A 23,854-nucleotide genomic window follows, 5' to 3' on the forward strand; every position below is an offset into this window, starting at 1 on the left:
ATGATCGCCATGAGCGCCTGCGACCCGGACAGCCTTGATGCGCGGGTGCTGGTCGAGGAACTGTCGGCGGCGCTGGCGGCGATTACGGGCGACAGCGGCAAGGCCTCGTTTTCGGCCGACGATGCACGCGTGGCGAGGTCGCTGTTCGTGGTGGCCAAGGGCGAGGCCGGGCAGTTGCTCGGCTGCGCGGCGTTGCGGCCGCTGGACGGGGATGTGGGCGAGGTCAAGCGCATGTTCGCGCGGCCCGGCACCAGGGGCGCGGGCGCCGCCTTGCTGGCGCACGTGGAGCAGTCGGCGCACGGATTCGGCTACCGGGAACTGTGGCTGGAAACGCGCAAGGTCAATACGCGCGCGGTGGCGTTCTATGAAAAACACGGCTACCGCACGATTCCCAACTACGGTAAGTATGTGGGGCGCGATGATGCGGTTTGCCTGGGTAAATTGCTGGGCGAGGAATAGCGCCTCCTTTCGGCCTACCCCAAATTGACTATTTCCTCCCTACTCCCAACGCCGCCAGCCCCCAAACGTCCATCCCCCGCCGTTTTCTTATAAAATGACGGTATCTAACCTATTTCCCACCGAGGCAAGCCATGAGCGACGTAAAAACCTGGATCAAAGACACCGTAACCGCCACCCCTGTGGTGCTGTTCATGAAAGGAACCGCCCAGTTCCCGCAATGCGGCTTTTCCGGCCGCGCCATCCAGATCCTGAAAGCCTGCGGCGTCGAGAATATCGCCACCGTCAATGTGCTGGAAGATCCGGAAGTGCGCCAGGGTATCAAGGACTATTCGAACTGGCCAACCATTCCCCAGCTCTACGTCAAGGGCGAATTCATCGGCGGCTCCGACATCATGAACGAAATGTTCGAGTCGGGCGAACTCAAAACCCTGCTCGATGCCTGATTCTCCCCCGCAGCGCCTGGTTGTCGCCATCACCGGCGCCACCGGCGCCGTGTATGGCGTGCGCCTGGTCCAGCAACTGGCCGCCACGCCGGGCATCGAGACGCATCTGATCGTCTCTGACGCCGCCGTCCTGACCCTGCACCAGGAACTGGGCATGCAGCGCCGCGAGGTCGAGGCGCTGGCCCATGTCGTCCACAAGAACCGCGATGTCGGCGCGTCGATCGCCAGCGGCTCGTTCCAGTCCGATGGCATGATCATCGCCCCCTGCTCGATGAAAACCCTGGCCTCCGTGGCCCTGGGCCTGTCCGACAACCTGATCGCGCGCGCGGCCGACGTGGTGCTCAAGGAGCGCCGCCGGCTGGTGCTGATGGTGCGCGAAACGCCGTTCAACTTGGCGCACCTGCGCAATATGACGGCGGTGACGGAAATGGGGGGAGTGATCTTTCCACCGCTGCCGAGCTTTTATCACAAGCCGGAGAGCATCGACGCCATGGTCGATCATACGGTGGCGCGGGTGATGGACCTGTTTGGCGTGGCGCACACGCTGGCGCCGCGCTGGGCCGGCATGAAGCCGGGAATGGACACCCGGAACACCTGAGGCGCTCCGGCGCCCTGCTACGCCGCGGTCTGCGGCAATGATCTTCGTAACGAGCGGACAGGCAAGCGAGCGCGCCAGCTGTGCCGGCGCCGCCCTGGCGCGCTTGCCGCGATCAGCGCTTGTCGAACTGCCAGCTGTCGGCCTTTTTCAGTTCCTTTGCTTCCTCGACCATCCGCCGATGGGCGATGCGCTTGCGCATGACTTCTGCGTGCTGCGCGGCAGTCATCGGGGGAACAGTCATCAGGTCCTTGAGTTGCGCGGTGTTGCTGTAGTTACTTTTCATAAGACGGCTGGGTCCTCGACGTGTTGCATAACGGGATGACAAGACTGCAATGTCTGTTGTGATTATGATCCACTATGCCCTGTTTGTGCGGCACAATATCAATTCCTTGCAACCGGGAAACTTCGTCACGGTCTGACCATTGTGCATGAATTTTATGGCTTCGCCATGACAAATCATAAAGCCCCGTCGAATTTGCAGAAGACAGGGCCGTGATTGGACGTTGATGTGACGCAGAAGGCGCGCGCGAGCAAGCAACCGCCGATATTGGGGTGCTTGGCGTAAAAATAGTTCGGTTTATATCAACACAAAAAATGCCGATATTCGTGCCAAATCACTACTTTTGGTAATTAATGCGTACAAGCATGCGAATGAATTCGCGTGCAATTTGACGATGATGTTCGTCAAGTCTCTGTAAATCTGCAATTAATTTCACATCGGCGGACTCGAAACGCGACAAGCCGGCCGCGCTGTCGCTATTTGCCGAGGCGCTTTCGTCCCCGCCAAAGCGTAACCATTCCGCAGGCACGCCCAACCATTGCGCGATCATGCGCAGCTTCTCTTGGGTGGGAATCGCCTCCCCAACAAGCCATTTCCGGGCAGCATGCACAGTAATGGGCCGTCCATCGAAGCGAATGTTAAATTCCCGCGCCAGGCGGGTGGGGCTGTCGGGGGAGTAGTGGGCGTTCTTCAGTGCCTGCTGCAGGCGCTCACTAAAGCTTTCGCGTTCGTTGGATGAATTCATGGGTGGCACTATTTCATGCAACGGCATGAAAGTCAGTCTCTTCACGGTTGAGACCAATTGTGACAAGCTACGTTTTCAATGTAACAATCAAGCGGGAATTGTACACCCTCGCGGCATTACCGCAAACCACGATGAAATGTTAATTCTTCAGCAATTTTAAGCAGGCTGGCGCGCTTGATCGGCCGTCACTGGTCGGAAAAACCAGTGTAGGCGCAGCGTCGCCGCGCCACCCCCGCGCACGAACCGATGGTTTGGCTTAGATCAGATGGAAGCGCAGGATGCCGTCGTCATCATGGCTGCGGCGCAAGACACCGTCGTACCAGAGCTTGTGCAAATGGGCCAGCGCCTCGCCCAGCGCAAAGGTGAGCTGGTGGGCGTCGAGCGGACGGCAGAACATGAGCGGGACCATGTCGGCGGCCGAGGCCGGCGTGCGGCAAGCCTGCACCACCTCGGCCAGGCGCGCTGCATGATGCGCGCGCAACTGCGCAATACGCGTGTGCAAGCCGGTGAACGGCCGTCCGTGCGAGGGCAGCACCAGTGTAGCGGCCGGCAAGCCGTCGAAGCGGGCGAGCGAATCGAGATACTGTTGCAGCGGATTGCCTTCCGGCTCGACCGCGAACACCGACACATTGGTCGAAATGCGCGGCAGCACCATGTCGCCCGAAATGAGCACGTTCAAGGCTTCGCAATACAGAGCCGCATGTTCGGGCGAATGGCCGAAGCCGGCGATCATGCGCCAGTCGCGCCCGCCAATGGCGATGCGCTGCCCGTCCTGGATGCGCGTGTACGCGGCCGGCACGGCCGGCACCAGGGTCGGATAATAACTGCGGCGCTCGCCCAGTTGCGCGCGCAGGGCCGCGTCAACCAGGCCGTGCCGCTCGAAATGGGGAATCGCCGCCGTGCCATCGACGCCCGGCAGGGCCGCCGACATCATGCGCGCGAAGCCGTATTCGCCCGTGCTCATCCACAAAGGCGCGCCGAAGCGCGTGCACAGCCAGTCGGCCAGCCCCACATGGTCCGGATGGCAATGGGTGGCCAGCACGCGCAGCAGCGGGGCGCCCCGCATGCCGTCGGCGAATACCTGCTCCCAGGCGGCGCGGGTGGCGTCCGTGGCCACGCCGCAATCGATGGCGGTAAATCCGCTGCGTGCGTCGCGCTCGTCTTCCAGCAGCCACAGGTTGATATGGTCGAGCGCGAACGGCAGCGGCATGCGCAGCCAGCGCACGCCGTCGGCCAGGCTCATCATGCCGCCGGGCGCGGGCAGGGCGTCGCCGCAGGGGTAGGACAGCGCGGATTCGAGAGCATTCATGGCGCATTCTTTCGTGTTCAGGAGGACGGCAGGCACGCTACAATAGGTTGACGTTGACGTAAACGGCAAGCTGCGCCCCAATTCTAAGCGATTGCGCGCGGCCCCTTCCACCCGCCGCCTGAGAATAGCTCCGAGCCACTGATGTCCATACGTACTTACACCATCGCCGAACTGGCGCGCGAATTCGACATTACCGCGCGCGCCATCCGCTTCTACGAAGACCAGGGTCTGCTGCGCCCCAGCCGCGAAGGCGTGGGCGGGCGCAACCGGGTCTACACGGCGCGCGACCGCACCCATCTGAAGCTGACCCTGCGCGGCAAGCGCCTCGGCCTGACCTTGTCGGAAATTAAGAGCATCGTCGACATGTACGAGTCGCCCAAGGATACCGCGGCGCAGATGAACCGCTTCCTCGGCGTGCTGGCCCACCAGCGCGAAACGCTCGAGCGCCAGCGCGAGGATATCGACATGGCCCTGGCCGAAATTGCCGCCCATGAAGAGGAATGCCGCCGCATGCTGGCCGAACAAACGGCGAATGCGTAAACAGCCTCGCTGCTTGACGTTTACGTTAACGTCAAACATGCGTATGATGAACTCTTCCCATTCCGACCCCCGCGAGGACGACAAATGCTGCATCTTCCAGGCTTGACCTTTGACCATGGCGAAGACATCGCCGCGCTGCGCGAAGCAGTCCAACAATTCGCCGCGGTAGAGATCGCTCCCCGCGCGGCGGAAATCGACCGCAGCGACCAGTTCCCGATGGACCTGTGGCGCAAGATGGGCGATCTGGGCGTGCTGGGCATCACTGTCGACGAGCAGTACGGCGGCGCCCAGATGGGTTACCTGGCGCACATCGTGGCGATGGAAGAAATCTCGCGCGCGTCGGCCTCGGTCGGCCTGTCGTACGGCGCCCACTCGAATCTGTGCGTCAACCAGATCAAGCGCAACGGCAGCGAAGAACAGAAGCTGAAGTACCTGCCGAAGCTCATTTCCGGCGAATACATCGGCGCACTGGCCATGTCCGAGCCGAATGCCGGTTCGGACGTGGTCAGCATGAAGCTGCGCGCCGATTTCAAAGGCGACCGCTGGGTGCTCAACGGCACCAAGATGTGGATCACCAACGGCCCGGACGCCGACGTGCTGGTGGTGTACGCCAAGAACGACCTGGAAGCCGGCCCGCGCGGCATGACGGCCTTCATCATCGAAAAAGGCTACAAGGGTTTTTCGATCGCGCAAAAGCTCGACAAGCTGGGCATGCGCGGCTCGCACACGGGCGAACTGGTGTTCCAGGATTGCGAAGTGCCGCTTGAAAACGTGCTCGGTGGCTTGGGCAAGGGCGTCAATGTGTTGATGTCGGGCCTCGATTTCGAGCGCACCGTGCTCTCGGGCGGGCCGCTCGGCATCATGGCGGCGTGCATGGACGCGGTAGTGCCGTACGTGCACGACCGCAAGCAGTTCGGCCAGCCGATCGGCGAATTCCAGCTCATGCAGGGCAAACTGGCCGATATGTATTCGACCATGATGGCGTGCAAGGCGTATGTGTATGCCGTGGGCCAGGCCTGCGACCGCGCCAAGACGCCTGAAGCGATCCGCAACCTGCGCAAGGATGCGGCGGGAGCGATTTTGTACAGCGCCGAAAAAGCGACCTGGATGGCGGGTGAAGCGATCCAGACCCTGGGTGGCAATGGTTATATCAACGAGTATCCGGTCGGACGTCTTTGGCGCGATGCGAAGCTCTACGAAATCGGCGCTGGCACCAGCGAAATCCGCCGCATGCTGATCGGGCGGGAGTTGTTTGCCGAGACGAAGTAAGTCTTTATTGCAAAGGTCGCGCGGTGATAAGAACCGCTAAACGAAAAACCGTCGTTCCCGCGCCAAGGCGGCACTCGGCGGGAACGACGAAGGCAAGGCGTATAGAATAGTCTTCCCACAAGCCGACTGATCGAGAAGCCAGATGACACAAGTTGCGTTCCCCAAGCTGCTGTCTTCGCAGATTGCTTTCGACATCGCCCGCACCATCCTCGACGGTTTCGACAAGCACTACCGCCTGTTCCGCCAGACCAGCCAGGTCGCCAAGCGCCATTTCGAAACCGGTTCCTGGGCCACCGCCCAGCAGGCGGCGCGCGAGCGCATCGGTTTCTACGACCAGCGCGTGCAGGAATGCGTGCAAATCCTCGAAGATGAATACGATAACGGCGAACTGACCGACGAAGTCTGGCGCGAACTCAAACTGCACTACATCGGCATGCTGTCCGGCCACAAGCAGCCCGAACTGGCCGAAACCTTCTTCAACTCGGTCTGCTGCAACATTCTGCACCGTACCTATTTCCACAACGATTTCATTTTCGTGCGCCCGGTGGTGTCCACCGAGTACATTGAAACCGACGAGCTGCTGCCGACCTACCGCGTGTACTACCCGGCCAAGGACGGCCTGCGCTTCGCGCTCAAGCGCATCGTCACCAATTTCCAGCTGAACTGCAAGTTCGCCAACCTTGACCGCGACATCGCGCTGGTCGAAGGGCGCCTCAAGCTCATCTTCGGCGGCGAAGCGCTCGAGCCGAACCACCAGATCCAGGTGCTGTCGAGCCTGTTCTTCCGCAACAAGGGCGCCTACATCGTCGGCAAGGGCATCAACGGCAACCGCGAATATCCGTTCATCGTGCCGATCCTGCACAACCGTCACGGCGAGCTGATCCTCGACACGGTGCTGTTCGACCATGAACAGATCACGATCCTGTTTTCGTTTACGCGCGCCTACTTCCTGGTGGACATGGAAGTGCCCTCGGCCTACGTGCAATTCCTGCGCAGCCTGCTGCCGCGTAAACCCCGGAGCGAGATCTACACCATCCTCGGCCTGCAAAAGCAGGGCAAGACGCTGTTCTACCGCGATTACCTGCAGCACCTGAAACACACCGCCGACCGCTTCGAAATCGCGCCCGGCATCAAGGGCCTGGTGATGCTGGTGTTCGCGCTGCCCTCGTTCCCGTACGTGTTCAAGGTGATCAAGGATTTCTTCCCGGCGCCGAAAGAAACCACGCGCGCCCAGATCAAGGAAAAATACCTGCTGGTCAAGAACCACGACCGCGTGGGCCGCATGGCCGACACGCTCGAATATTCGAACGTGGCCTTTCCATTGGAACGCTTTTCGGAAGAACTGATCGCCGAGCTGATGCACCACGCGCCCTCGCTGGTCGAGTATGAAGGCGACCGCATCATCATCCGCCACCTGTACATCGAACGGCGCATGGTGCCGCTCAATATCTTCCTGAACCAGGCGGAAGTGGCCGGCAACGATGCGCTGATCGAACACGGCGTGCTCGAATACGGCAACGCCATCAAGGAACTGGTGGCGGCGAATATCTTCCCCGGCGATATGCTGTACAAAAACTTCGGCGTGACGCGCCACGGCCGGGTGGTGTTTTACGATTACGACGAAATCGAATATATCACCGACTGCAATTTCCGGAATATCCCGGAACCGCGCAACGAAGAAGATGAAATGTCGGCCGAGCCGTGGTACTCGATCGGCAAGCACGATGTGTTTCCCGAGCAGTTCGGCGCATTTTTGCTGGGTAACGCAAAAATCCGCCTGTATTTCATGAAGCACCACGCGGATCTGTTGACCAGGGATTTCTGGCAGTCGCGCAAGCAGCGCATCATGGACGGCCATATCGAAGACGTGTTCCCGTATCCGCAGCAAATCCGCTTTTGCAACCAGAGTGCCGCCGATAATCCGGCGGTGTATACCCCGTCCTATTTGGAGAACTTACACAATGAATGATCCAGTCGTTATCGTCGGCGCGGCCCGCACACCCATGGGCGCGTTCCAGGGCGATTTTTCCTCCAAGTCCGCCAGCGACCTGGGCGCCGTGGCCATCGCCGCCGCCGTCGAGCGTTCCGGCGTTGACGCCAAGCTGGTCGAACACGTTTACTTCGGCAACTGCCTGATGGCCGGCCAGGGCCAGGCTCCGGCGCGCCAGGCGGCCATCAAGGGCGGCTTGCCCTTGTCCGCCGGCGCGGTGACCCTGTCGAAGATGTGCGGCTCGGCCATGCAAGCGGCCATTTTCGCGCATGACAGCCTGCTCGCGGGCAGCGCCGACATCGTCGTCGCCGGCGGCATGGAATCGATGACCAATGCGCCCTACCTGATTCCGAAGGCGCGCGGCGGCTACCGCATCGGCCACGGCATGATGTTCGATCACATGATGTACGACGGCCTGGAAGACGCCTACTCGCGCAACGAGAAAACCGGCGAAGGCCGTTCCATGGGCACCTTTGCCGAAGAATGCGTGGCCAAGTATGCGTTCACGCGCGAAGCGCAGGACGCGTTTGCGATCGCCTCGGTCAAGCGCGCGCAGGAAGCCAACAACGAAGGCTACTTCAAGTGGGAAATCGCGCCTGTTACCGTGACCACGCGCGCGGGCGACTCGGTGATCGACAAGGATGAAGGCCCGGCCAAGGCCAAGCTCGATAAAATCCCGGCCTTGAAGCCCGCTTTCAAAAAGGACGGTACCATCACCGCCGCTTCGTCGTCGTCGATCAACGATGGCGCGGCGGCCCTGGTGCTGATGCGCGAATCGAAAGCGCGCGAACTCGGATTGACCCCGATCGCCCGCATCGTCGCCCACGCCACCTTTGCGCAGGAACCGAACCTGTTTACCACCGCCCCGATCGGCGCGCTGCAAAAGCTGTTCGCCAAGACCGGCTGGACGCCGGCGCAAGTGGACCTGTACGAGATCAACGAAGCGTTTGCAGCGGTGCCGATGGCGGCGATGCACGAGTTGAACATCCCGCACGAGAAGGTCAACATCCACGGCGGCGCCTGTGCGCTGGGCCACCCGATCGGCGCGTCGGGCGCGCGCATCATCGTCACCCTGCTCGGCGCGCTGAAGAAAACCGGCGGCAAGCGCGGCGTGGCCTCGCTGTGCATCGGCGGCGGCGAAGCGACGGCGATGGCGTTTGAGATGATGTAACCCCACCACCGTCGTTCCCGCGAAGGCGGGAACCCAAGTGAGCCGCTTAGCCAGTGGCTTCAGCGCGAACTTGGGTCCCCGCCTTCGCGGGGACGACGGCGCCAGGGTTATCAGCCAAGAAGGAATTATGCCAACTGCACTCATCATCGGCGCCTCGCCCGGCATCGGCCGCGAACTGGTGCGCCAGTACCTGGCCGACGGCTGGCGCGTGATCGCCACCGCCCGCAACAGTGACGACTGCGCTGCCTTGGGCGCCATCGGCGCACACCCGTACCAGCTCGACGTCACCAGCGCCGACTCCATCGCCGCCCTGGGCTGGAACCTGGACGGCGAACTGCTCGACACCGCCATTCTCAACGCCGGCGTGTACGGCCCGCGCCACGACGGCTTTCCCACCCAGGACGACTTCGACACCGTCATGCACACCAACGTGCTGGCCGCCCTGCGCCTGCTGCCCGTGATCGCCCCCATGGTGGCCGAGGCGCGCGGCAAGCTGGCCGTGATCTCCTCGCGCATGGCCTCGATGGGCGCGCGCGGCAGCGCCTCCGGCACCCTGTACCGCGCCAGCAAGGCGGCCTTGAATTCGGTGCTGGTCGATACCGGCATCCGCTTCGGCCCCAAGGGCGCAACCTGCGTCGCCTTCCATCCGGGCTGGGTCCAGACCGACATGGGCGGCCTTGGGGCCGACATCACGCCCGAACAAAGCGCGGCCGGCCTGCGCGCCACCCTGGCCGGACTCGACGCCGCCGCCAACGGCGCCTTCCTCAATTACGACGGCACGCCAATTCCCTGGTAAGCCCAACCTAGCGAAACCCATGATACTGACCGAAGAACACCAGATGATCCGCGACGCCCTGCGCACCTTTTCGCAGGAGCGCCTTGCCCCCAACGCCGCGCGCTGGGACAAGGAGCACTACTTTCCCAAGGAAGAACTGAAGGAACTGGCCGCACTGGGCGCCTTTGGCGTGGCGGTGCCCGAAGAACTGGGCGGCGCCGGCCTTGACTACGTGTCGCTGGCGCTGGTGCTCGAAGAAATCGCGGCCGGCGACGGCGGCACCTCGACCATCATCTCGGTCAACAACTGCCCGGTATGCAGCATCGCCATGATGTATGCCAACGACGCGCAAAAAGAACAATGGCTGCGGCCCCTGGCGCAAGGCGCGATGCTGGGCGCGTTCGCGCTGACCGAGCCGCACACCGGCAGCGATGCATCGGCGCTGCGCACCACCGCCACGCGCGAAGGCGACGACTATGTGTTGAACGGCACCAAGCAGTTCATCACCAGCGGCAAATACGCCGACGTGGCGATCGTCATGGCGGTCACCGACAAGGCGGCCGGCAAGAAGGGCATCAGCGCGTTCTGGGTGCCGACGGCCACCCCCGGCTACATCGTCGCCGGCCTGGAACAGAAGATGGGCCAGCACTCGTCGGACACGGCGCAGATCCTGTTCGAGAACTGCCGCATCCCGGCCGCCAACCTGATTGGCGAAGAAGGCCAGGGCTACAAGATCGCCTTGTCGGGACTCGAGGGCGGACGGATCGGCATCGCCTCGCAGGCGGTCGGCATGGCGCGCGCCGCGTTCGAGGCGGCGCTGGTGTATGCACGCGAGCGCGAAAGCTTCGGCAAGCCGATTTTCGAACATCAGTCGGTGCAGTTCAAACTGTCCGAGATGGCGACCCAGATCGAGGCCGCGCGCCAGTTGATCCGGCACGCCGCGTCGATGAAGGATGCCGGCCTGCCCTGTCTGAAAGAAGCCGCGATGGCCAAGCTGTTCGCGTCTGAAATGGCCGAGCGGGTTTGCTCCGACGCGATCCAGGTGCATGGCGGCTACGGCTACGTGAGCGACTTTCCGGTCGAACGCATCTACCGCGATGTGCGCGTGTGCCAGATCTACGAAGGCACCAGCGACATCCAGAAGATCCTGATCGCGCGGGCGCTGTAAGCATGGCGGGCGAAGCGATCATCCGGCCGGCCGCAAGCGACGACCTCGAAGCCTTCTTCGCCTACCTGAACGACCACTTGCGGGACAACGGCAGCGGCGCCACGGCGCTGTTCATGCCGATGCCGCGCGCCGCCTCGCGCTTTGGTCCCGAGCGCGAAACCGCCTTTCGCCATGCGTTCGCCAGCGCCCTCGGGCAGCCCGGGTGGCGCCGCCTGTGGCTGGCGCACGACAGCGACGGCGCCATCAGGGGCCACATCGACCTGCGTGCGCGTCCTGAAGGCGCTTGCACGCACCGTGCGCTGCTCGGCATGGGCGTGCATCGCGACGCCCGCCAGCAGGGCCTGGGGGGGCGCCTGGTCGCCGTGGCGGCGGCGTGGGCGGCCAGCGAGGCGGTACTCGACTGGATCGACCTTGAAGTGCTGTCGGTGAACCTGCCTGCGCGCCAGCTGTACGCACGCTGCGGCTTCGTGCAGACCGGCGAAACGGCCGACATGTTCCGCATCGACGGCGAAGCGCTCGCGTATACCTTCATGTCGCTCGCCCTTCGCTGACATTGCCTGGCCTTACACGCACAGGGTAAGAATGACAATGTTCCTTGAAAAAGCTGCTGGGAGCATGGCACTATGCGGAACCATTCATTCACCGGTCGATCAAACAGGTTCATCCCTGTTCTCGATTGAAGGAACCCGCCATGCCGATGCCATCCCGCGCGCTGTTGCTCCCCCTTTCCGCCCTGCTCATCTCCCTGCTGCCGCCGCTGGCGGCGCACGCCGAGGAAGCCTGCAAGCTGGCCCTGCCCGACGCGGCCAAGGGCGACGACATGCGCTGGCAAGGGCCATGCAAGGATGGCTATGCGCACGGCGTGGGCGTGATCGAAAAGCGCACCACCGACCTGCAAGCCTGGCGCTATGAAGGCATGGTCGAACAGGGCCGGCCGCACGGCAAAGGCTACCTGATGTACTTCCCCGGGGTTGAATACGATGGCCAGTTCCGCGACGGCCTGCGCGACGGCGCAGGCACCTCGGTCAACCAGTTCGGCGACCGCTACGACGGCCAATGGAAGGCCGGCAAGCGCGAAGGCAAGGGCAAGATCGTCTTCACGCTCGGCGGGCGCTACGAAGGCGATTGGAAGGACGACCACCCGGCCGGGGGCCAGGCGTTCTACGCGAACGGGCGCCAGGTCGGCGCCGCCGCCGTCAGCCAGAGCGCCGATGGCGAGCAGGGCAAAGTGAGCGCGCCGGCGCCGGCGGCGCCGCCCAAGGAATACAGCCTCAAGTCGGAACGGCCGCGCCTGGGCTCGAACATTCCGCACAAGGTCGTCAGCAACGGCTCGGTGCCCTTCAACGCGTCGTACGAGCAAATGAGCGACGCCGAACGGACCATCGTGCGCAAGTGGTACCCCTTGCTCGACCCGGCCGACGAGCCGCCGTATCCCCTGCTCGGCAATGGTCATGTGCTCGGCGCGATCCAAAAGATTAACGCGCGCGATCCGTCCTACGGCCTGCTGAGCATGATTGTCATGGTCGACAGCGAGGGCAATGCGCAGTCGGTCAATGTGTACGTGACGCCGGACGCCAAGCTGTCGCAAATGGCGGGGTTCGTGGCCATGAAAGAGAAATACAAACCGGCCCGTTGCGCGGGCAAACCGTGCGCGATGCCGTTCCCGTACACCATGACCTTTACCCGCACCTGGTTCTGAGGAGAGCGGCGCGCGGAACTCTCCGGTGGCACACCGGTCGAACATCCTGTGCGGGAAATCCGATCCCGTCAACGATCGACGAGACCGCGATGCTGCCGCTTGCCCGCCCAATCCTGATGCTGATGCTCGCCGCGCCACTCCCAGTGCTCACCAGCGCGGCAGACACCTGCCGGCTTGGCTACCCTGCGCTGGAGGGCATCAGCATCGGCTGGCAGGGTCCATGCCTGGATGGCCTTGCGCACGGCAAGGGGATCATCGAGGCGCGCAAGAATGGCAAGGTCAGCATGCTGTACGAGGGCATGGTGGAGCGCGGCATGCCTAACGGCAAAGGCTACATCACGTTTTCGTCGGGTACCGAATACAGCGGCGATTTTCGCGATGGCCTGGCGCACGGCAATGGCGTATCGGTCAACCACCTTGGCGACCGCTACAAGGGCGAGTGGAGGGATTTCAAGCGCAACGGCAGGGGCTCGATGGTCTACACCCTGGGCGGACGCTACGACGGCGAATGGAAAGATAACGAGTTTCACGGCCACGGGGTGGCCGTCTATGTCAGCGGGCGCCGGGTCAAGGGCGAATTCATCAACGGCCGCCCGGCCGGCAGTCCCGCGTCGCCAAGCCCGCCCGGATCGCCCGAAAAATACAATCTCAAAGAAGAAATACCAGCTATCGCTACCCTTATTCCGCGCAAAATTGTCGGCGATTTCGTGATTCCATTTAATGCATCGTACGAGCAATTGAGCCAGCAACAGCGGCGTATGGTACGCAGCTGGTACCCCATGCTCGATGACAGCGATGAACCGCCCTACCCCGTGCGCGGTCTCGAAAGCGTGTATCGCGCCATTCACAAAGTCAATGCCAGGGACCCCGCTGAAGGCAAACTGAGCATGGTTGTCATGGTCGACAGCGACGGCAAGGCCACAGCGGCGAATATCTTTGTCACGCCCAATCCGGCAATCGCCAAACTGGCGGGCTTTCTCGCCATGAAGGAAAACTATAAACCGGCGCGCTGCTCGGGCAAACCCTGCGCCATGGCTTTCCCGTATGCTATGCACTTTCAGATCAACCCGTACTGAGCAATCCGACCCCATGCCTGTTCCACTGATTCGCCTCAGCCCCGGCTTCATCGCCGATCCGGATGCCCTGTTCGCCGCGCTCAAGACCGGCGTGGCCTGGGACGAGCGCATGAAGGCGCGCAAGACGGCCAGTTTCGGCGTCAGCTATGACTATGCGCAGATCGCCTACGAGGAGGTGCCGATGCCGGCGCTGCTCGACGCCCTGTGCGCGCGCCTCGAAGGCGAACTCGGTTTCCGGCCGAACAACTGCCTGTTGAACTACTACCCTGACGGCACCTCGTCGATGGGTTTTCATTCCGATCAAACCGATGGCCTGGCCGATGGCACCGGCGTGGCCATCATTTCGCTCGGCAGCGTGCGCGCGATGGCGTACCGCAGCAAGCTGGACGCCGCGCTGCGGGTCGACTATCGGCTGCCGAACGGCTCGCTGCTGTACATGTCGGGGCAAGTGCAGCAGGACTGGCTGCACGCGATTCCAAAAGACCCGCATGCCGGAGAACGCATCAGCCTGACATTCCGCGCGATCCGGCGCCAGGGTTCGCCTGGCTGAATCGAAGAGAAAACCGCGCTCAATCCGCTACCGCTTTCTCAGGCCGCGAAAGAGCTGCTCAGGCAATCCGTGCGCCATACTTCATCTCAAAAAAACAACAGTTTCCTTGTATCAATTTCATTTCGCCATCACAATGCTGTCGTTACATCAGTTCATCCTCCCATCCCAGCAAGACCGGCGCCAAGAATGCCAGCTTGCAGCAACAATCGGAAATTAATTACATGAAAATCGGCGCTCTCGTTATCCTCACCGCAACCCTGCTCGTTACCGGTTGCGCATCTGTGGACATGGCCACCAAAGAAGAATCCGCCAAGGCAAAAGAGTTCAAAGCTCCAAGCGCCAACAATGCGGGCATTTACGTTTACCGTAACAGCATGCTGGGTCAGGCACTGAAAAAAGACATCTGGATCGACGGCAAATGCATCGGCGAAAGCGCACCAAACGTGTTCTTCTACGCCGAAGTCGAAGGCGGCAAATCGCACAAGATCGATACCGAATCCGAGTTTTCCCCAAATACGCTGGAATTGACGCTCGATACCGGTAAAAACTACTTTATCCGTCAATACATCAAGATGGGCGCCTTTGTCGGCGGTGCGGGCGTTGAGCAGATCGCTGAAGAGCAAGGCAAACTCGACGTTGCAAAACTCGAGTTGGCGAAACAAGGCAAGTGCAGCGCGAAGTAATCACGACAGCCGCGCCCTCTCTAAGCAGAGTCAGCGCGGCGCACCCGGCCTGGGCAGCACGCCAATGCGCAGCTGCCCGCCGTTCTTGCCTTCCTCGCCCTCCTGCGGCGGGATGAACATATCGTGCGGATAGACGAACGTCCAGTCCGCATACCTTTCCTTGCTCTTGAATCCACTGTCGTGATCGTCGAAATTGTCGACCTTCATCGGCGCGCGCTGCGACAGCGAATGCACGCCCACGATGCGCCCCTCCACCCGGATCAAACCCCACTCGGCCTTGCCGGTGACCGGGTCCGCGTACAGGCGCCGCAGGTGACGCTTTGCGTTGGGAAAGCGCGGGTCCTTGACCAGGTCCTGCAAGGTCAATGGATACATCTGCGGGCCGGCGGCGGCGCTGCCGTGATAGCGCGCGATGGCGGCGCGAAATTCGTGGCCGATGAACAGCAGCTCGCGCTCCCGCTCGCGCCGGACCGAGGTTGAATACAGCTCGCTGGCGATGGTGCTGCCGATGCCCATGAAGGCGACCAGCAGCAGGGTCCAGATATAGGCAAAGCCGGCCTCGGTCCTCGACGCTTTCGATTGACGGTTTTTTGAGTCATCGGGAACCCCAAGACCGTCATTGCCGCGAAGGCGGGAACCCCATTTCCTGGAGCCGCCCGTAGCTGCGGTACGAAATGGGGTTCCCGCCTTCGCGGGAATGACGGCTCTTAAGTCAGCGGCCTTGCCCGCAATCGCGACATCACAGCTGTTCATACGGCACGCCTTCGCGCGTCTTGCCGCGCGCGCCGCTGCGGATGTCGGCCACACCCGGCTTGTCCGGATCGCCCGAGGCCACCGGCTGCCACGTCACGCTCGATTCGGTGACCGGGTCGACCGGCACCGAGCGAAAATACTTGTGCGTCACCAGCTCGCCCAGCGAGGACGGATAGACGCCCTTGTCGCCATAAAATTTGTCGATTCCCGCGCGCAGCACCTGCAGGTTTTCCTTGAGCGCGACTTCCTTCGACTTGTCGACCGAACCGAAATAGCGCGGCACGGCGATGGTCAGGAGGGTCGCGATGATCGCCATCACCACCAGCAGTTCGACCAGCGTGAATCCACGGCCTTGTCTTCTCATTCGCATTTCCGGCACCTCACCATTGTTTGTGCGGCACGCCGTTCAATCCCACCGCCGCCGAGCGCGAGCTGACGTCGAACACATCTTCGCCCTCGCTCGGATTATCGGGCGGCGAGGAATACGCGCGCTTGGCCCAGGTATCGGCGGCGCGCGCCTCGTCCGGGGCGGCAAACGGATCGCGCGGCAGGCGTCGCAGAAAATAGATGTTCTTCTTGGCGGGACTGAGCTGGTCGGGCACGCCCTCGACCAGTTCTTCCAGCTTGTTCGGATAACCCGAGTCGCCCGACGCGATCTTGATGCGGCCAAGGTCGGCCGCCTTCTTGTACGCTTCGAGTCCTTCGCGGATCTCGATCAGGGCGCTGCGCAGGCTGCGCTCCTTTTCGCGCTGCACCGCCACCTGCGCCATCGGCACCGCCACCACCGCCAGCGTTCCCATGATCGCCAGCGTGATCATCAGCTCGATGAAAGTGAAGCCGCGCGCCTTCACTGGATCACCTTGCGCGGCGCATCGGCGCCGGGGGGTTTTGCGTTGCCGTTGCCGGTGGCGCTGTCATTGGCGCTGTCGTTGTTTGCCGGCTGCGGCGGCGGGCCATCGTTGCCGGTCATGGCCGACGGCGGCGCTTCCACCGGCTGCGCCTGCGCCTGCGACTGTCCCGCGGCGGCGCCGCCAGCGCCCCCGCCGCCCGGACCGGGCCCGTAGCCGCCCACATTCGATTCGGTACCGGAATCGAATTGCGCGGTCGTCAGGTCGGGCCGGCGCATCCCGCGCAGGATGCGCGGCGTGATCGACAGCACGATCTCGCTGCGCGAGGTATCGTCCTTGTGGCTGCCGAACAGGCGCTTGAGCACCGGCAGTTCGCCCAGGCCCGGCAGCTTGTCGGCGCTGCGCCGGTCCTCGTCGCTGATCAGGCCCGCCAGCACCTGGGTCTCGCCATCCCTCAGGCGCAGCACCGTGCCGGCGCTGCGCGTACCGATCTGGTACGCCTGCGTGCCCGACTTGCTGATCACTTCCTTGACCACATTGCTCACTTCCAGATTGATCTTGATCGCCACTTCGTCGTCGAGGTGCACATTCGGCTCGACGTCGAGCTTGAGGCCGACGTCGACGTAGTTCACGCTGTCGGAGCTCACGCCGTTGTTGGTAGTGACGGTGATGACCGGCACCCGGTCGCCGATCAGCACCTTGGCCTTTTCCTTGTTGCGCACGCGGATGCGCGGATTGGCCAGGATGTTGCTGTCGCTGTCGACCTGGTTGGCGCTGATGGTGGCGCTGCCGACGGCGAAGTTGATGCGCCCGCGATTGATGCCTCCCAAGTCAGCGAGCGTGAGCGGTTTCAGGGTCTCGCCCACGTTCGCCAGGCTCAGGGTGGCCTTGTCGGGCCAGCGCACGCCCAGCTCCATCAGGCGCGTGCGTTTGACTTCCAGCACCTCGACTTCGAGCATCACTTCCGGGTCGGCCATGTCCTGCATGGCGATGATGCGTTCGGCCATGCGGATCATGTCGGGCGTGTCGCGCATCATGATGATGCCGAGGCGGTCGTCGGTGACGATGTCCTTGGCCTTGAGCAGGGTCTTGATCGAAAAAGAGACCGTCTTGGCGTCGGCATTGGTCAGGTAAAAACTGCGCACCACCAGTTGCTGGTAATCCTTCACCTTTTGCGCCGTGTTCGGATAGATGGTGATAGCGCGCTCGCCCGTCACCGTCTGTTCGAGCTGGTTGGCCGAGAGCAGCATGCGGATCGCTTCTTCCAGGCTGGTATTGCGCACCGAGATGGTGGTGCGGATGGCCGGGTCCACATCGCGGTCGAACACGAAGTTCAGGCCCGACACCTTGCCCAGGAAGTCGAACACCGAGCGCACCGGCGCGTCGCGAAAGTCCAGCGTCACGGGTTTTTTGTAAGCGGCTGCCAGTTTGCCGCCGCCGGGGTTCTTTTTGGCCTGTTCGTCGGTGATGCGGCTTTTGAGCGCCAGCGCGTCGCGCTGGTTGGGGCGCTCCTGCAGCACCACGCGCAGCGCTTCGAGCGCTTGCGCCAGGTCGGCTTCGCCGGCGCGCCGCCACGACGCTTCGGCGCCGGCCACCATCTCCTTGTGGCGCTGCTCCTGCGCGCCCGCCTGCACGCCTTGCCGCGCGACCGCGTTGGCGGGATCGATCGCCAGCACCCGGGCCGAGAGCTTGTCGGCCTCGGCAAAATTGCCCTGGCCGCGCAGCTGCTCGGCGTGCGCATTGAGGGCATTGACGATGCTGGCCTTGCGGTTCAACAGGCCAATCCGGTACTCCGCGTTGCCGGGGTCCTGGCGCACGGCTTCTTCGAGCTTGGCCAGGCCTTGCTCGACTTGTCCCTGCTCGATCAGGGCCTTGCCTTCCTTGAAGGTTTGCGGGCCGGCGCAGGCGGCGAGCGCGAAGGCCAACGCAGTCATGGACAACTGCGTGCGCAAGGTGGTACCAGTCAGTGTGCGATTCAATTCATCTCCCCTACTGCGAGTGTTTGTTTCTTCTGGAGCGGCAGATACGTGAACGTCAGCGTGTCCGTTTCGGCGCTGTCGAAGGTGTAGCTGTCGTCGATCTTGTCACCCACATAGGCAACCACGTTGCGCTCCTCGACCTGTAAAAAGTAAGCCTGCTTGCCGTCGTCAAGAAAGCGCCCCAGCAGGCGGATCGGCAGTTCCGGTGCGCCGCCGGCGCTGGCCGCCGCCCTGGCCTGCACCGGCTTGGTGACAGCACTGTCGGCCGGCCTGGCCGGCGCGGCCTCCGTCACCGGCGCCTGCCCTTGCCAGCCCTGGCGCGCAAAGGCGTTGCCCAGTTCTTCGTCCTGCCCGCGCGGGCGAATGTCGAGCGCCGGCGCTTCGCTTTCCTGCGCTGCCGCCCGCACTACCACCAGCGGCGCCGGGGCGATGGTGCGCGCCTGGGCCGGGGCGATCAGGTCGGTGTCGTCATCGGGGGCGAAATAGCAGGCCAGCAGCGTCACGCCCAACGCCACCGCCATCGTCATCTTTTTCATCGGCGTCCTCCTTTTGCTGCGGCCTTCCTGACCAGCAGGTTGAAATGCACGCGCGCTTCGACCTCGCCGGTGTCGATCTGCTCGCGCTTGAATGTGACGGAATCGAGGGTCAGGGCCGGCATGTCGCGCAAGGCGCCGACGATGAAGGCCTGCACCCTGGCGTAATCGGCCTTGATCGGCAAGGTGATCTGGTAGCGCAGAAAGGCCGCGCCGTCTTCGGTTTGCGCCTTGTAATCGGCCTTGGCCAGCACCACGTCATTCTTGGCGGCGACGTCGACCAGTTGCTTGAGCAGGTCGGGAATCGTTTCATGGGCCGGCAGGTAGGCGTAGAAGGCGGCCACGCGGCGCGCGTCGTCCGGCAGCGCCACCCGTTGCTGCGCGGGCTTGGCGGCGCGCGCGGCGGTGATTGACTGCGCCAGCTCGTGCTGGCGCGCTTCGAGGCGCTGCCCCTGCCACGCGCACAGGACGGCAGCGGCCAGCGCGCAGGCGCCGACGGCGGCGCCCCAACCCAGGCGGGCACCATGGCGGCGCGCTTCCCAGGCGATGCGCGCGGCCAGCATCGAGGGCGCCCCCGCCTGCCGTGCGGCGCTGGCGATTTTCAGTCCTGCCATTGCGCCTCCAGTTGAAAGCGATACGGCCGGTTGGCCGCCGCGCCGTTCAATTCATGCTTGACCAGGTACACGGAGGTGAACAGGGCCTGCTCGTTGAGGTAGGAGACGTAGTTCATCATGTCGCCCGCGGTTTCGGCTTCGGCCGCGATCTTCAGGCCGCCGGCGGCGCTGCCGACCTTCGCGCCGTCTTCCGGCTTGCTGTTCAAGTCCATCCCCAGCAGCGCAACATGGATGTCGGCCGGCGCCTGCACGGTGTTGACCAGGCGCGTCACCGGCAAGTTCAATTGGCGCACGGCGTCGCCGATGATGGCCAGCTGACGGTCCTGCGCGCGCTGGCCGGCTTCCGACAGGCGCACCTGCGGCGCTTCGCGCGGCGCCAACTGCGCCAGCTGCGCTTCCAGTGCGCCGGCCTGGCGCGCCTGCACCACCCAGTCGACGCCGGCCACGCCAAGGGCCAGCAGGCCGCCGGCCAGCAAGGCCAGGCGCCAGCCCCTCGGCGCTGGCGCCCCCCGCACAAAATTGAGTTGGGTCAGCGCCATGCTTAACACCTCATCATGGCCACGGCGGCGTAACCGGGCGCCGGGGCCGGCGGCAGCTTGACCATGTCGAAGTGCTCGGGCAGCGCCTGCACCACCGGGCGCTCGTCGAGGGTCACCAGCGCCACCTGCGCGATTTCGCCCAGCTCGGGCGCACGCAGGGTCCAGCGCTGCCAGGCTTGCGGCAGTTCGCTTTCCCACGGGCCGCGCAGGGCTTGCGCCTGCACCGCGTGAATGCGGCCGTTGGCGGCGGCGGCCAGCACCAGGCGGCCCGGTTCGACCAGCGCGAAGGCGCGCGGGGCGCTTGAGGCGATGGCGCGCCAGGTGATCGACAGCACCGACTCGATCGCCATGCACGGGTGGCCGCACTCGCGCGCCACCTCTTGCAAGCCTTGCAGGAAGTCGCGTTCGATGGCGCAGGCCAGGCGTGGCTGGCCGTACGGCGCGTCGTCGCACACGATCTCCCAGGTGCGCGCGGCGTCGCCGTAGATGCCGATGAACTGGGCTTGCTGGAAGCGCTGCGCGGAGCCCTGGTGCAGCAGGGCGTCGCTCCACGGGATCATGACCAGCTGGCACCAGCGCGTGGTCAGGGCGACCGACACCGGCACCCCTTTCAGGGTCACGCCGGCGGTGCGCAGGTAGGCGCCGAAGGCGGCCAGCGCGCCATCCCATTTGCCGTCGGTCTGGTCGAGGGGAATCCGTACTTCGCTGTGGGCGACGATGCGCTTGCCGCTGCGGACCACGGCGGTGAGCAGGTCGGGGGCGAGCGACACGCATACCGTGCGGCTGGAGAAGAGTTCAGTAAGTGACACGGTTTAGCTCCATCAATGTAGTTTCTCCCTGGCGCACCAGGTCCAGCGCGGCCTCGCGCACCAGGCGGATGCCGGCGCGCGAGGCTTCTTCCTTCATGCGGCTGACCGGCGCGCGGGTGGTGATCATTTCGCGCATGGCGTCGTTGAGCATCAACACTTCGGCCACCGCCTTGCGGCCCTTGTAGCCGGTGCCGCGGCAGTGGCCGCAGCCGGCGCCCGCCTTGAAGCGCCAGCCATGCACCTGTTCAAGCGCCAGGCCGCTGTCGCGCAGTTCGTCCGGATCGGGCGGGACCGGCACCGCGCAGTGTTCGCAGTTCAGGCGCAGCAGGCGCTGCGCCACGATGCCGTTCAGGGCGGCGGCGAAGCTGTAGGCGTCCACGCCCATGTGCAAGAAGCGCCCGACCACATCGAACACGTTGTTCGCGTGCAGGGTGGTAAACACCAGGTGGCCGGTCAGCGCGGCCTGCACCGCGATCTGCGCGGTTTCGTCGTCGCGGATTTCGCCGATCATGATCTTGTCGGGGTCGTGCCGCAGAATCGAGCGCAGGCCGCGGGCGAAGGTCAGGCCCTTCTTTTCGTTGACGGGAATTTGCAGCACGCGCGGCAGGCGGTATTCGACCGGGTCTTCGATGGTGACGATCTTGTCGCGCCCCGTGTTGATTTCGGTGATGGCCGCGTACAAGGTGGTGGTCTTGCCCGAGCCGGTCGGCCCGGTCACCAGCAGCATGCCGTGCGGCTTGGCCGCCAGGCGCCGGATCAGCACAATCGCGTCGGCGTTCAGGCCCAGGCTTTCCAGGCGCAGCGACTGGGCCGCCTCGGTCAGGGCGCGCCGGTCCAACAGGCGCAGCACCGCGTCTTCGCCGAAGATATTCGGCATGATCGAGACGCGAAAGTCGATCTCGGCACCCTTGACGCGCACCTTGAAGCGGCCATCCTGCGGAATGCGGCGTTCGGCGATGTCCAGGTCGGCCATGACCTTGATGCGCGAGATGATCTGTTCGGCCATCTGCAAGCCTTGCACCTGGCCGGCCTGCACCAGCACCCCGTCGACCCGGTATTTGATAATGAGCTTGTCGCCGTCGCATTCGAGGTGGATGTCGCTGGCCTGGAACTTGAGCGCATCGTAGATGGTGGAGTTGACCAGCTTGACCACCGGGCTGCTGTCTTCGCTGATACGCACCAGCGAGATGTCTTCGATGCTCAGGTCCAGGCTTTCGACCTGGTCGGCGTCGCCGCCCATGCCAGCCATGGCTTGCTGCACGTTCTCCTGCTGCGCGAGGTAGGCGGTCAGTTCGTCCGGGTGCGTCAGCGCCACCGAGAAGCCGGCGGGCAGGGCGCAATCGGCCCATTGCAGGGTATCGTCGGCGAAGGGGTCGCCCACCACCAGCACCGGCGTGCCGGCCACACCTTCCATCAGCACGCACTCGCGCTGGGCGCAGTCGGTGTAGGGCATCAGCCCGAAGGCCGGGGTGCCGGCCTGCAGCGCGCTGATGGTCCACAGCGGATAGCAAAACAGCGCAGCCAGTTCGGCCACGAACGCTTCCGGCTCCAGGCCGGTCATTTCTTCGAGCACGACCAGCATGGGCCGGCCCTGGCCTGGCGCGGCCAGGCGCGCCTGCTGCACCAGCGCGGCCGACAGCGGCGCGCTCGCTACCTGATTGTGGGGGAAGCCGGGCGCGTTCATGACAGGCTCCCGGCCAGTTCGAAAATCGGCATGTACATCAGCACCACCACGCCGCCGATGACCACGCCGATGAAGGTCATCAGGAGCGGTTCGAGCAGGCGCGAGGCCCAGTCGACCCAGCGCGCAAATTCTTCATCGTGAAAACGGGCCGAGCGTTCCAGCATGTCGCCCAGGCGGCCGGTGTTTTCGCCGACCTTGAGCAAGGATTGCGCGACCGGCGTGGCCAGCTGGTTCTGTTCCAGCGCGCAGGAAAACGGCATGCCTTCCTGCACCGCGCGGCGCGCCGCGTCGAGCTGCTGTTGCTGGCCGGGCAGGAGCATGGCCGAGACCATCGCCAGCCCTTTCGATAAGGGAATGCCGGCGTGCAGCAGCAAGCTCAAGGCGCGATACAAGCGCGCCAGGCGAAATTCCGCCGCGCGCGCGGACAGCACCGGCAGACGCAGCAGCGCAAGGATCAGGCGCTGGCGCATGGCCGGGTGGCCGAGGGCGAACACGATGGCCCCGACCAGCGCGGCCAGCGCACCGAGGAACAGGAAGGGATGGGCCGACATGAGCTGGCCGAAGCCGAGCATCATTTTCGAGGCCCAGGGAATGTCGCGCCCCGAGGTTTCGTACACCACGCTGAATTTGGGCACCACGTAGCCGAGCAGGAACAGGGTGACCAGGCTGCCGACCACCAGCAGCATGAGCGGATAGATGGCGGCCGAGACCAGCTTCTTGCGGATCGCTTCGAACTGCAATTGATAGGCGACAAAACGGCCGAGGGCTTCGGGCAGGTTGCCGGAGCGCTCGGCCGCGTGGACGGTGGCGACGTAGATTTCGGGGAAGATGGCGGGAAAATCGTTCAAGGTATCCGACAAGCTCTTGCCCTGTTGTAGGGTTTGCAAGAGGGCGCCGATGGTGGCGCGGGTGCCGGGCTGGGTTTCCTTGTTGTGCAAGGTGGCGATGGCTTCGGTGAGGTTGAGCCCCGCTTCGAGCAGGGCCAGCAACTCCTGGCTGAACTGCATGAGGGGAAACGCTTGCTTGCGGCGCGGCTCGCTTGGTGCCTGCGGGCGCTCGATGGCGAGCACGCGCCAGCCCTTGCGCGCGGCGATGCGGATGGCATCGGCTTCGCTGGGGGCATCGATGGCGATATGCTGGCGGCTGCCTGCTGCGGCAGCGGCCTGGACCTGGAGTTGAAACTGCATGGTTAACCCTTTGTACTAATTGACTCCCTGCATCACACTTCGGCCTGGTTATCCAGGTGACATCACGCCTCCATAAATAAAAAATAGCCCCGGCCGAAGCCGGAGCTGAAAAAAGAGGACGGACAGCCAGCCATCCTCTTGTGGGGTCACCCG

General features: G+C 63.8%; 27 protein-coding genes. 14 read left to right on the forward strand and 13 right to left on the reverse strand.

Annotated features, from left to right (window positions below; translation table 11 throughout):
* The 3 genes from F2P46_RS04700 to F2P46_RS04710 all read left to right on the forward strand — a co-directional run bounded on the left by F2P46_RS04700 (nt 1) and on the right by F2P46_RS04710 (nt 1,500).
* Nucleotides 1-459: a GNAT family N-acetyltransferase gene (locus F2P46_RS04700; protein ID WP_166885688.1), complete on the forward strand. Its 459-nt coding sequence runs from the start codon at nt 1-3 to the stop codon at nt 457-459.
* A 131-nt stretch (nt 460-590) separates the two neighbouring features.
* The gene (grxD, locus tag F2P46_RS04705) at nt 591-902 is read left to right on the forward strand and encodes a Grx4 family monothiol glutaredoxin (RefSeq protein WP_166885690.1); all 312 of its coding nucleotides are present in this window, start codon (nt 591-593) and stop codon (nt 900-902) included.
* Nucleotides 895-1,500 carry a UbiX family flavin prenyltransferase gene (locus tag F2P46_RS04710; RefSeq protein WP_166885692.1) on the forward strand — a complete coding sequence of 202 codons (606 nt, stop codon included), beginning with the start codon at nt 895-897 and terminating at the stop codon, nt 1,498-1,500. Before grxD ends, F2P46_RS04710 begins: the two co-directional genes overlap by 8 nt.
* Nucleotides 1,501-1,612: 112 nt before the next feature.
* On the opposite strand, the gene F2P46_RS04715 is transcribed toward F2P46_RS04710, so the two are convergent.
* The 3 genes from F2P46_RS04715 to F2P46_RS04725 form a co-directional block, all read right to left on the reverse strand.
* The gene (locus F2P46_RS04715) at nt 1,613-1,783 is read right to left on the reverse strand and encodes a hypothetical protein (RefSeq protein ID WP_166874768.1); all 171 of its coding nucleotides are present in this window, start codon (nt 1,781-1,783) and stop codon (nt 1,613-1,615) included.
* Nucleotides 1,784-2,117: 334 nt separating this feature from the next.
* Nucleotides 2,118-2,525 (reverse strand): hypothetical protein, encoded by a 408-nt coding sequence (locus F2P46_RS04720; RefSeq protein WP_166885694.1) that lies wholly within the window; start codon nt 2,523-2,525, stop codon nt 2,118-2,120.
* Between the two features lie 256 nt (nt 2,526-2,781).
* On the reverse strand, nt 2,782-3,834 hold the full coding sequence (locus F2P46_RS04725; protein WP_166885696.1) for an MBL fold metallo-hydrolase: 1,053 nt from the start codon (nt 3,832-3,834) through the stop codon (nt 2,782-2,784).
* A gap of 147 nt (nt 3,835-3,981) precedes the next feature.
* Between F2P46_RS04725 and F2P46_RS04730 the strand changes: the two genes are divergently transcribed.
* The 11 genes from F2P46_RS04730 to F2P46_RS04780 all read left to right on the forward strand — a co-directional run bounded on the left by F2P46_RS04730 (nt 3,982) and on the right by F2P46_RS04780 (nt 14,755).
* Nucleotides 3,982-4,374, forward strand: a complete 393-nt coding sequence (locus F2P46_RS04730; RefSeq protein ID WP_166885847.1) for a MerR family DNA-binding transcriptional regulator — start codon at nt 3,982-3,984, stop codon at nt 4,372-4,374.
* Between the two features lie 84 nt (nt 4,375-4,458).
* The gene (locus F2P46_RS04735) at nt 4,459-5,643 is read left to right on the forward strand and encodes an isovaleryl-CoA dehydrogenase (protein ID WP_166885698.1); all 1,185 of its coding nucleotides are present in this window, start codon (nt 4,459-4,461) and stop codon (nt 5,641-5,643) included.
* 142 nt (nt 5,644-5,785) lie between these two features.
* Nucleotides 5,786-7,612, forward strand: coding sequence for a bifunctional isocitrate dehydrogenase kinase/phosphatase (gene aceK / locus F2P46_RS04740; RefSeq protein ID WP_166885700.1), 1,827 nt, complete (start codon nt 5,786-5,788; stop codon nt 7,610-7,612).
* The gene (locus tag F2P46_RS04745; RefSeq protein ID WP_166885702.1) at nt 7,605-8,804 is read left to right on the forward strand and encodes an acetyl-CoA C-acyltransferase; all 1,200 of its coding nucleotides are present in this window, start codon (nt 7,605-7,607) and stop codon (nt 8,802-8,804) included. Before aceK ends, F2P46_RS04745 begins: the two co-directional genes overlap by 8 nt.
* A 127-nt stretch (nt 8,805-8,931) precedes the next feature.
* Nucleotides 8,932-9,600: an SDR family oxidoreductase gene (locus tag F2P46_RS04750; RefSeq protein WP_166885704.1), complete on the forward strand. Its 669-nt coding sequence runs from the start codon at nt 8,932-8,934 to the stop codon at nt 9,598-9,600.
* Between the two features lie 19 nt (nt 9,601-9,619).
* Nucleotides 9,620-10,747 carry an acyl-CoA dehydrogenase family protein gene (locus F2P46_RS04755; RefSeq protein WP_166885706.1) on the forward strand — a complete coding sequence of 376 codons (1,128 nt, stop codon included), beginning with the start codon at nt 9,620-9,622 and terminating at the stop codon, nt 10,745-10,747.
* Between the two features lie 2 nt (nt 10,748-10,749).
* A complete protein-coding gene (locus F2P46_RS04760) occupies nt 10,750-11,298 on the forward strand; it encodes a GNAT family N-acetyltransferase (protein ID WP_166885708.1) in 549 nt (182 codons plus the stop codon).
* 140 nt (nt 11,299-11,438) lie between these two features.
* Nucleotides 11,439-12,446, forward strand: a complete 1,008-nt coding sequence (locus F2P46_RS04765; RefSeq protein ID WP_166885709.1) for a hypothetical protein — start codon at nt 11,439-11,441, stop codon at nt 12,444-12,446.
* Entirely contained in the window at nt 12,395-13,522 is a 1,128-nt protein-coding gene (locus tag F2P46_RS04770) for a hypothetical protein (protein ID WP_166885711.1), read from the forward strand. The genes F2P46_RS04765 and F2P46_RS04770 overlap by 52 nt, the downstream gene beginning before the upstream one ends.
* Nucleotides 13,523-13,535: 13 nt before the next feature.
* Nucleotides 13,536-14,072 carry an alpha-ketoglutarate-dependent dioxygenase AlkB gene (locus tag F2P46_RS04775; protein WP_166885713.1) on the forward strand — a complete coding sequence of 179 codons (537 nt, stop codon included), beginning with the start codon at nt 13,536-13,538 and terminating at the stop codon, nt 14,070-14,072.
* Between the two features lie 221 nt (nt 14,073-14,293).
* On the forward strand, nt 14,294-14,755 hold the full coding sequence (locus tag F2P46_RS04780) for a DUF2846 domain-containing protein (RefSeq protein WP_166885715.1): 462 nt from the start codon (nt 14,294-14,296) through the stop codon (nt 14,753-14,755).
* A gap of 30 nt (nt 14,756-14,785) precedes the next feature.
* Here F2P46_RS04780 and F2P46_RS04785 read toward each other — a convergent pair whose 3' ends face one another.
* From F2P46_RS04785 to F2P46_RS04830, 10 genes are all read right to left on the reverse strand, one after another.
* Nucleotides 14,786-15,271 carry a type II secretion system protein gene (locus F2P46_RS04785; protein ID WP_208296500.1) on the reverse strand — a complete coding sequence of 162 codons (486 nt, stop codon included), beginning with the start codon at nt 15,269-15,271 and terminating at the stop codon, nt 14,786-14,788.
* 223 nt (nt 15,272-15,494) lie between these two features.
* Nucleotides 15,495-15,878, reverse strand: a complete 384-nt coding sequence (locus F2P46_RS04790) for a type II secretion system protein (protein ID WP_166885716.1) — start codon at nt 15,876-15,878, stop codon at nt 15,495-15,497.
* A gap of 10 nt (nt 15,879-15,888) precedes the next feature.
* Nucleotides 15,889-16,359 (reverse strand): type II secretion system protein, encoded by a 471-nt coding sequence (locus F2P46_RS04795; RefSeq protein ID WP_368737879.1) that lies wholly within the window; start codon nt 16,357-16,359, stop codon nt 15,889-15,891.
* Nucleotides 16,356-18,335, reverse strand: coding sequence for a secretin and TonB N-terminal domain-containing protein (locus F2P46_RS04800; RefSeq protein ID WP_229509062.1), 1,980 nt, complete (start codon nt 18,333-18,335; stop codon nt 16,356-16,358). The genes F2P46_RS04795 and F2P46_RS04800 overlap by 4 nt, the downstream gene beginning before the upstream one ends.
* Nucleotides 18,332-18,871: a hypothetical protein gene (locus tag F2P46_RS04805; protein ID WP_166885718.1), complete on the reverse strand. Its 540-nt coding sequence runs from the start codon at nt 18,869-18,871 to the stop codon at nt 18,332-18,334. The genes F2P46_RS04800 and F2P46_RS04805 overlap by 4 nt, the downstream gene beginning before the upstream one ends.
* The gene (gene pilO / locus F2P46_RS04810; protein WP_166885720.1) at nt 18,868-19,482 is read right to left on the reverse strand and encodes a type 4a pilus biogenesis protein PilO; all 615 of its coding nucleotides are present in this window, start codon (nt 19,480-19,482) and stop codon (nt 18,868-18,870) included. Before pilO ends, F2P46_RS04805 begins: the two co-directional genes overlap by 4 nt.
* Complete coding sequence (locus tag F2P46_RS04815; protein ID WP_166885722.1) at nt 19,470-20,021, reverse strand: hypothetical protein; 552 nt, start codon at nt 20,019-20,021, stop codon at nt 19,470-19,472. Before F2P46_RS04815 ends, pilO begins: the two co-directional genes overlap by 13 nt.
* Before the next feature lie 2 nt (nt 20,022-20,023).
* Nucleotides 20,024-20,830, reverse strand: coding sequence for a hypothetical protein (locus tag F2P46_RS04820; protein ID WP_166885724.1), 807 nt, complete (start codon nt 20,828-20,830; stop codon nt 20,024-20,026).
* Nucleotides 20,817-22,514 (reverse strand): GspE/PulE family protein, encoded by a 1,698-nt coding sequence (locus F2P46_RS04825; RefSeq protein WP_166885726.1) that lies wholly within the window; start codon nt 22,512-22,514, stop codon nt 20,817-20,819. Before F2P46_RS04825 ends, F2P46_RS04820 begins: the two co-directional genes overlap by 14 nt.
* On the reverse strand, nt 22,511-23,701 hold the full coding sequence (locus F2P46_RS04830; RefSeq protein WP_166885728.1) for a type II secretion system F family protein: 1,191 nt from the start codon (nt 23,699-23,701) through the stop codon (nt 22,511-22,513). The genes F2P46_RS04825 and F2P46_RS04830 overlap by 4 nt, the downstream gene beginning before the upstream one ends.
* Nucleotides 23,702-23,854 lie beyond the last annotated feature (153 nt).

Origin of the sequence: Massilia sp. CCM 8734 (assembly GCF_011682155.1) — a bacterium.
GTDB classification, from domain to species: Bacteria; Pseudomonadota; Gammaproteobacteria; order Burkholderiales; family Burkholderiaceae_D; genus Telluria_A; species Telluria_A rubra.

What these genes read in the sequence shown, in the direction of transcription:
- F2P46_RS04700 (WP_166885688.1), top strand. Translation starts at nt 1, where the DNA reads ATGATCGCCATGAGCGCCTGCGACCCGGACAGCCTTGATGCGCGGGTG.
- grxD (WP_166885690.1), top strand. Translation starts at nt 591, where the DNA reads ATGAGCGACGTAAAAACCTGGATCAAAGACACCGTAACCGCCACCCCT.
- F2P46_RS04710 (WP_166885692.1), top strand. Translation starts at nt 895, where the DNA reads ATGCCTGATTCTCCCCCGCAGCGCCTGGTTGTCGCCATCACCGGCGCC.
- F2P46_RS04715 (WP_166874768.1), bottom strand. Translation starts at nt 1,783, where the DNA reads ATGAAAAGTAACTACAGCAACACCGCGCAACTCAAGGACCTGATGACT.
- F2P46_RS04720 (WP_166885694.1), bottom strand. Translation starts at nt 2,525, where the DNA reads ATGAATTCATCCAACGAACGCGAAAGCTTTAGTGAGCGCCTGCAGCAG.
- F2P46_RS04725 (WP_166885696.1), bottom strand. Translation starts at nt 3,834, where the DNA reads ATGAATGCTCTCGAATCCGCGCTGTCCTACCCCTGCGGCGACGCCCTG.
- F2P46_RS04735 (WP_166885698.1), top strand. Translation starts at nt 4,459, where the DNA reads ATGCTGCATCTTCCAGGCTTGACCTTTGACCATGGCGAAGACATCGCC.
- aceK (WP_166885700.1), top strand. Translation starts at nt 5,786, where the DNA reads ATGACACAAGTTGCGTTCCCCAAGCTGCTGTCTTCGCAGATTGCTTTC.
- F2P46_RS04745 (WP_166885702.1), top strand. Translation starts at nt 7,605, where the DNA reads ATGAATGATCCAGTCGTTATCGTCGGCGCGGCCCGCACACCCATGGGC.
- F2P46_RS04750 (WP_166885704.1), top strand. Translation starts at nt 8,932, where the DNA reads ATGCCAACTGCACTCATCATCGGCGCCTCGCCCGGCATCGGCCGCGAA.
- F2P46_RS04755 (WP_166885706.1), top strand. Translation starts at nt 9,620, where the DNA reads ATGATACTGACCGAAGAACACCAGATGATCCGCGACGCCCTGCGCACC.
- F2P46_RS04760 (WP_166885708.1), top strand. Translation starts at nt 10,750, where the DNA reads ATGGCGGGCGAAGCGATCATCCGGCCGGCCGCAAGCGACGACCTCGAA.
- F2P46_RS04765 (WP_166885709.1), top strand. Translation starts at nt 11,439, where the DNA reads ATGCCGATGCCATCCCGCGCGCTGTTGCTCCCCCTTTCCGCCCTGCTC.
- F2P46_RS04775 (WP_166885713.1), top strand. Translation starts at nt 13,536, where the DNA reads ATGCCTGTTCCACTGATTCGCCTCAGCCCCGGCTTCATCGCCGATCCG.
- F2P46_RS04780 (WP_166885715.1), top strand. Translation starts at nt 14,294, where the DNA reads ATGAAAATCGGCGCTCTCGTTATCCTCACCGCAACCCTGCTCGTTACC.
- F2P46_RS04785 (WP_208296500.1), bottom strand. Translation starts at nt 15,271, where the DNA reads ATGGGCATCGGCAGCACCATCGCCAGCGAGCTGTATTCAACCTCGGTC.
- F2P46_RS04790 (WP_166885716.1), bottom strand. Translation starts at nt 15,878, where the DNA reads ATGCGAATGAGAAGACAAGGCCGTGGATTCACGCTGGTCGAACTGCTG.
- F2P46_RS04805 (WP_166885718.1), bottom strand. Translation starts at nt 18,871, where the DNA reads ATGAAAAAGATGACGATGGCGGTGGCGTTGGGCGTGACGCTGCTGGCC.
- pilO (WP_166885720.1), bottom strand. Translation starts at nt 19,482, where the DNA reads ATGGCAGGACTGAAAATCGCCAGCGCCGCACGGCAGGCGGGGGCGCCC.
- F2P46_RS04815 (WP_166885722.1), bottom strand. Translation starts at nt 20,021, where the DNA reads ATGGCGCTGACCCAACTCAATTTTGTGCGGGGGGCGCCAGCGCCGAGG.
- F2P46_RS04825 (WP_166885726.1), bottom strand. Translation starts at nt 22,514, where the DNA reads ATGAACGCGCCCGGCTTCCCCCACAATCAGGTAGCGAGCGCGCCGCTG.
- F2P46_RS04830 (WP_166885728.1), bottom strand. Translation starts at nt 23,701, where the DNA reads ATGCAGTTTCAACTCCAGGTCCAGGCCGCTGCCGCAGCAGGCAGCCGC.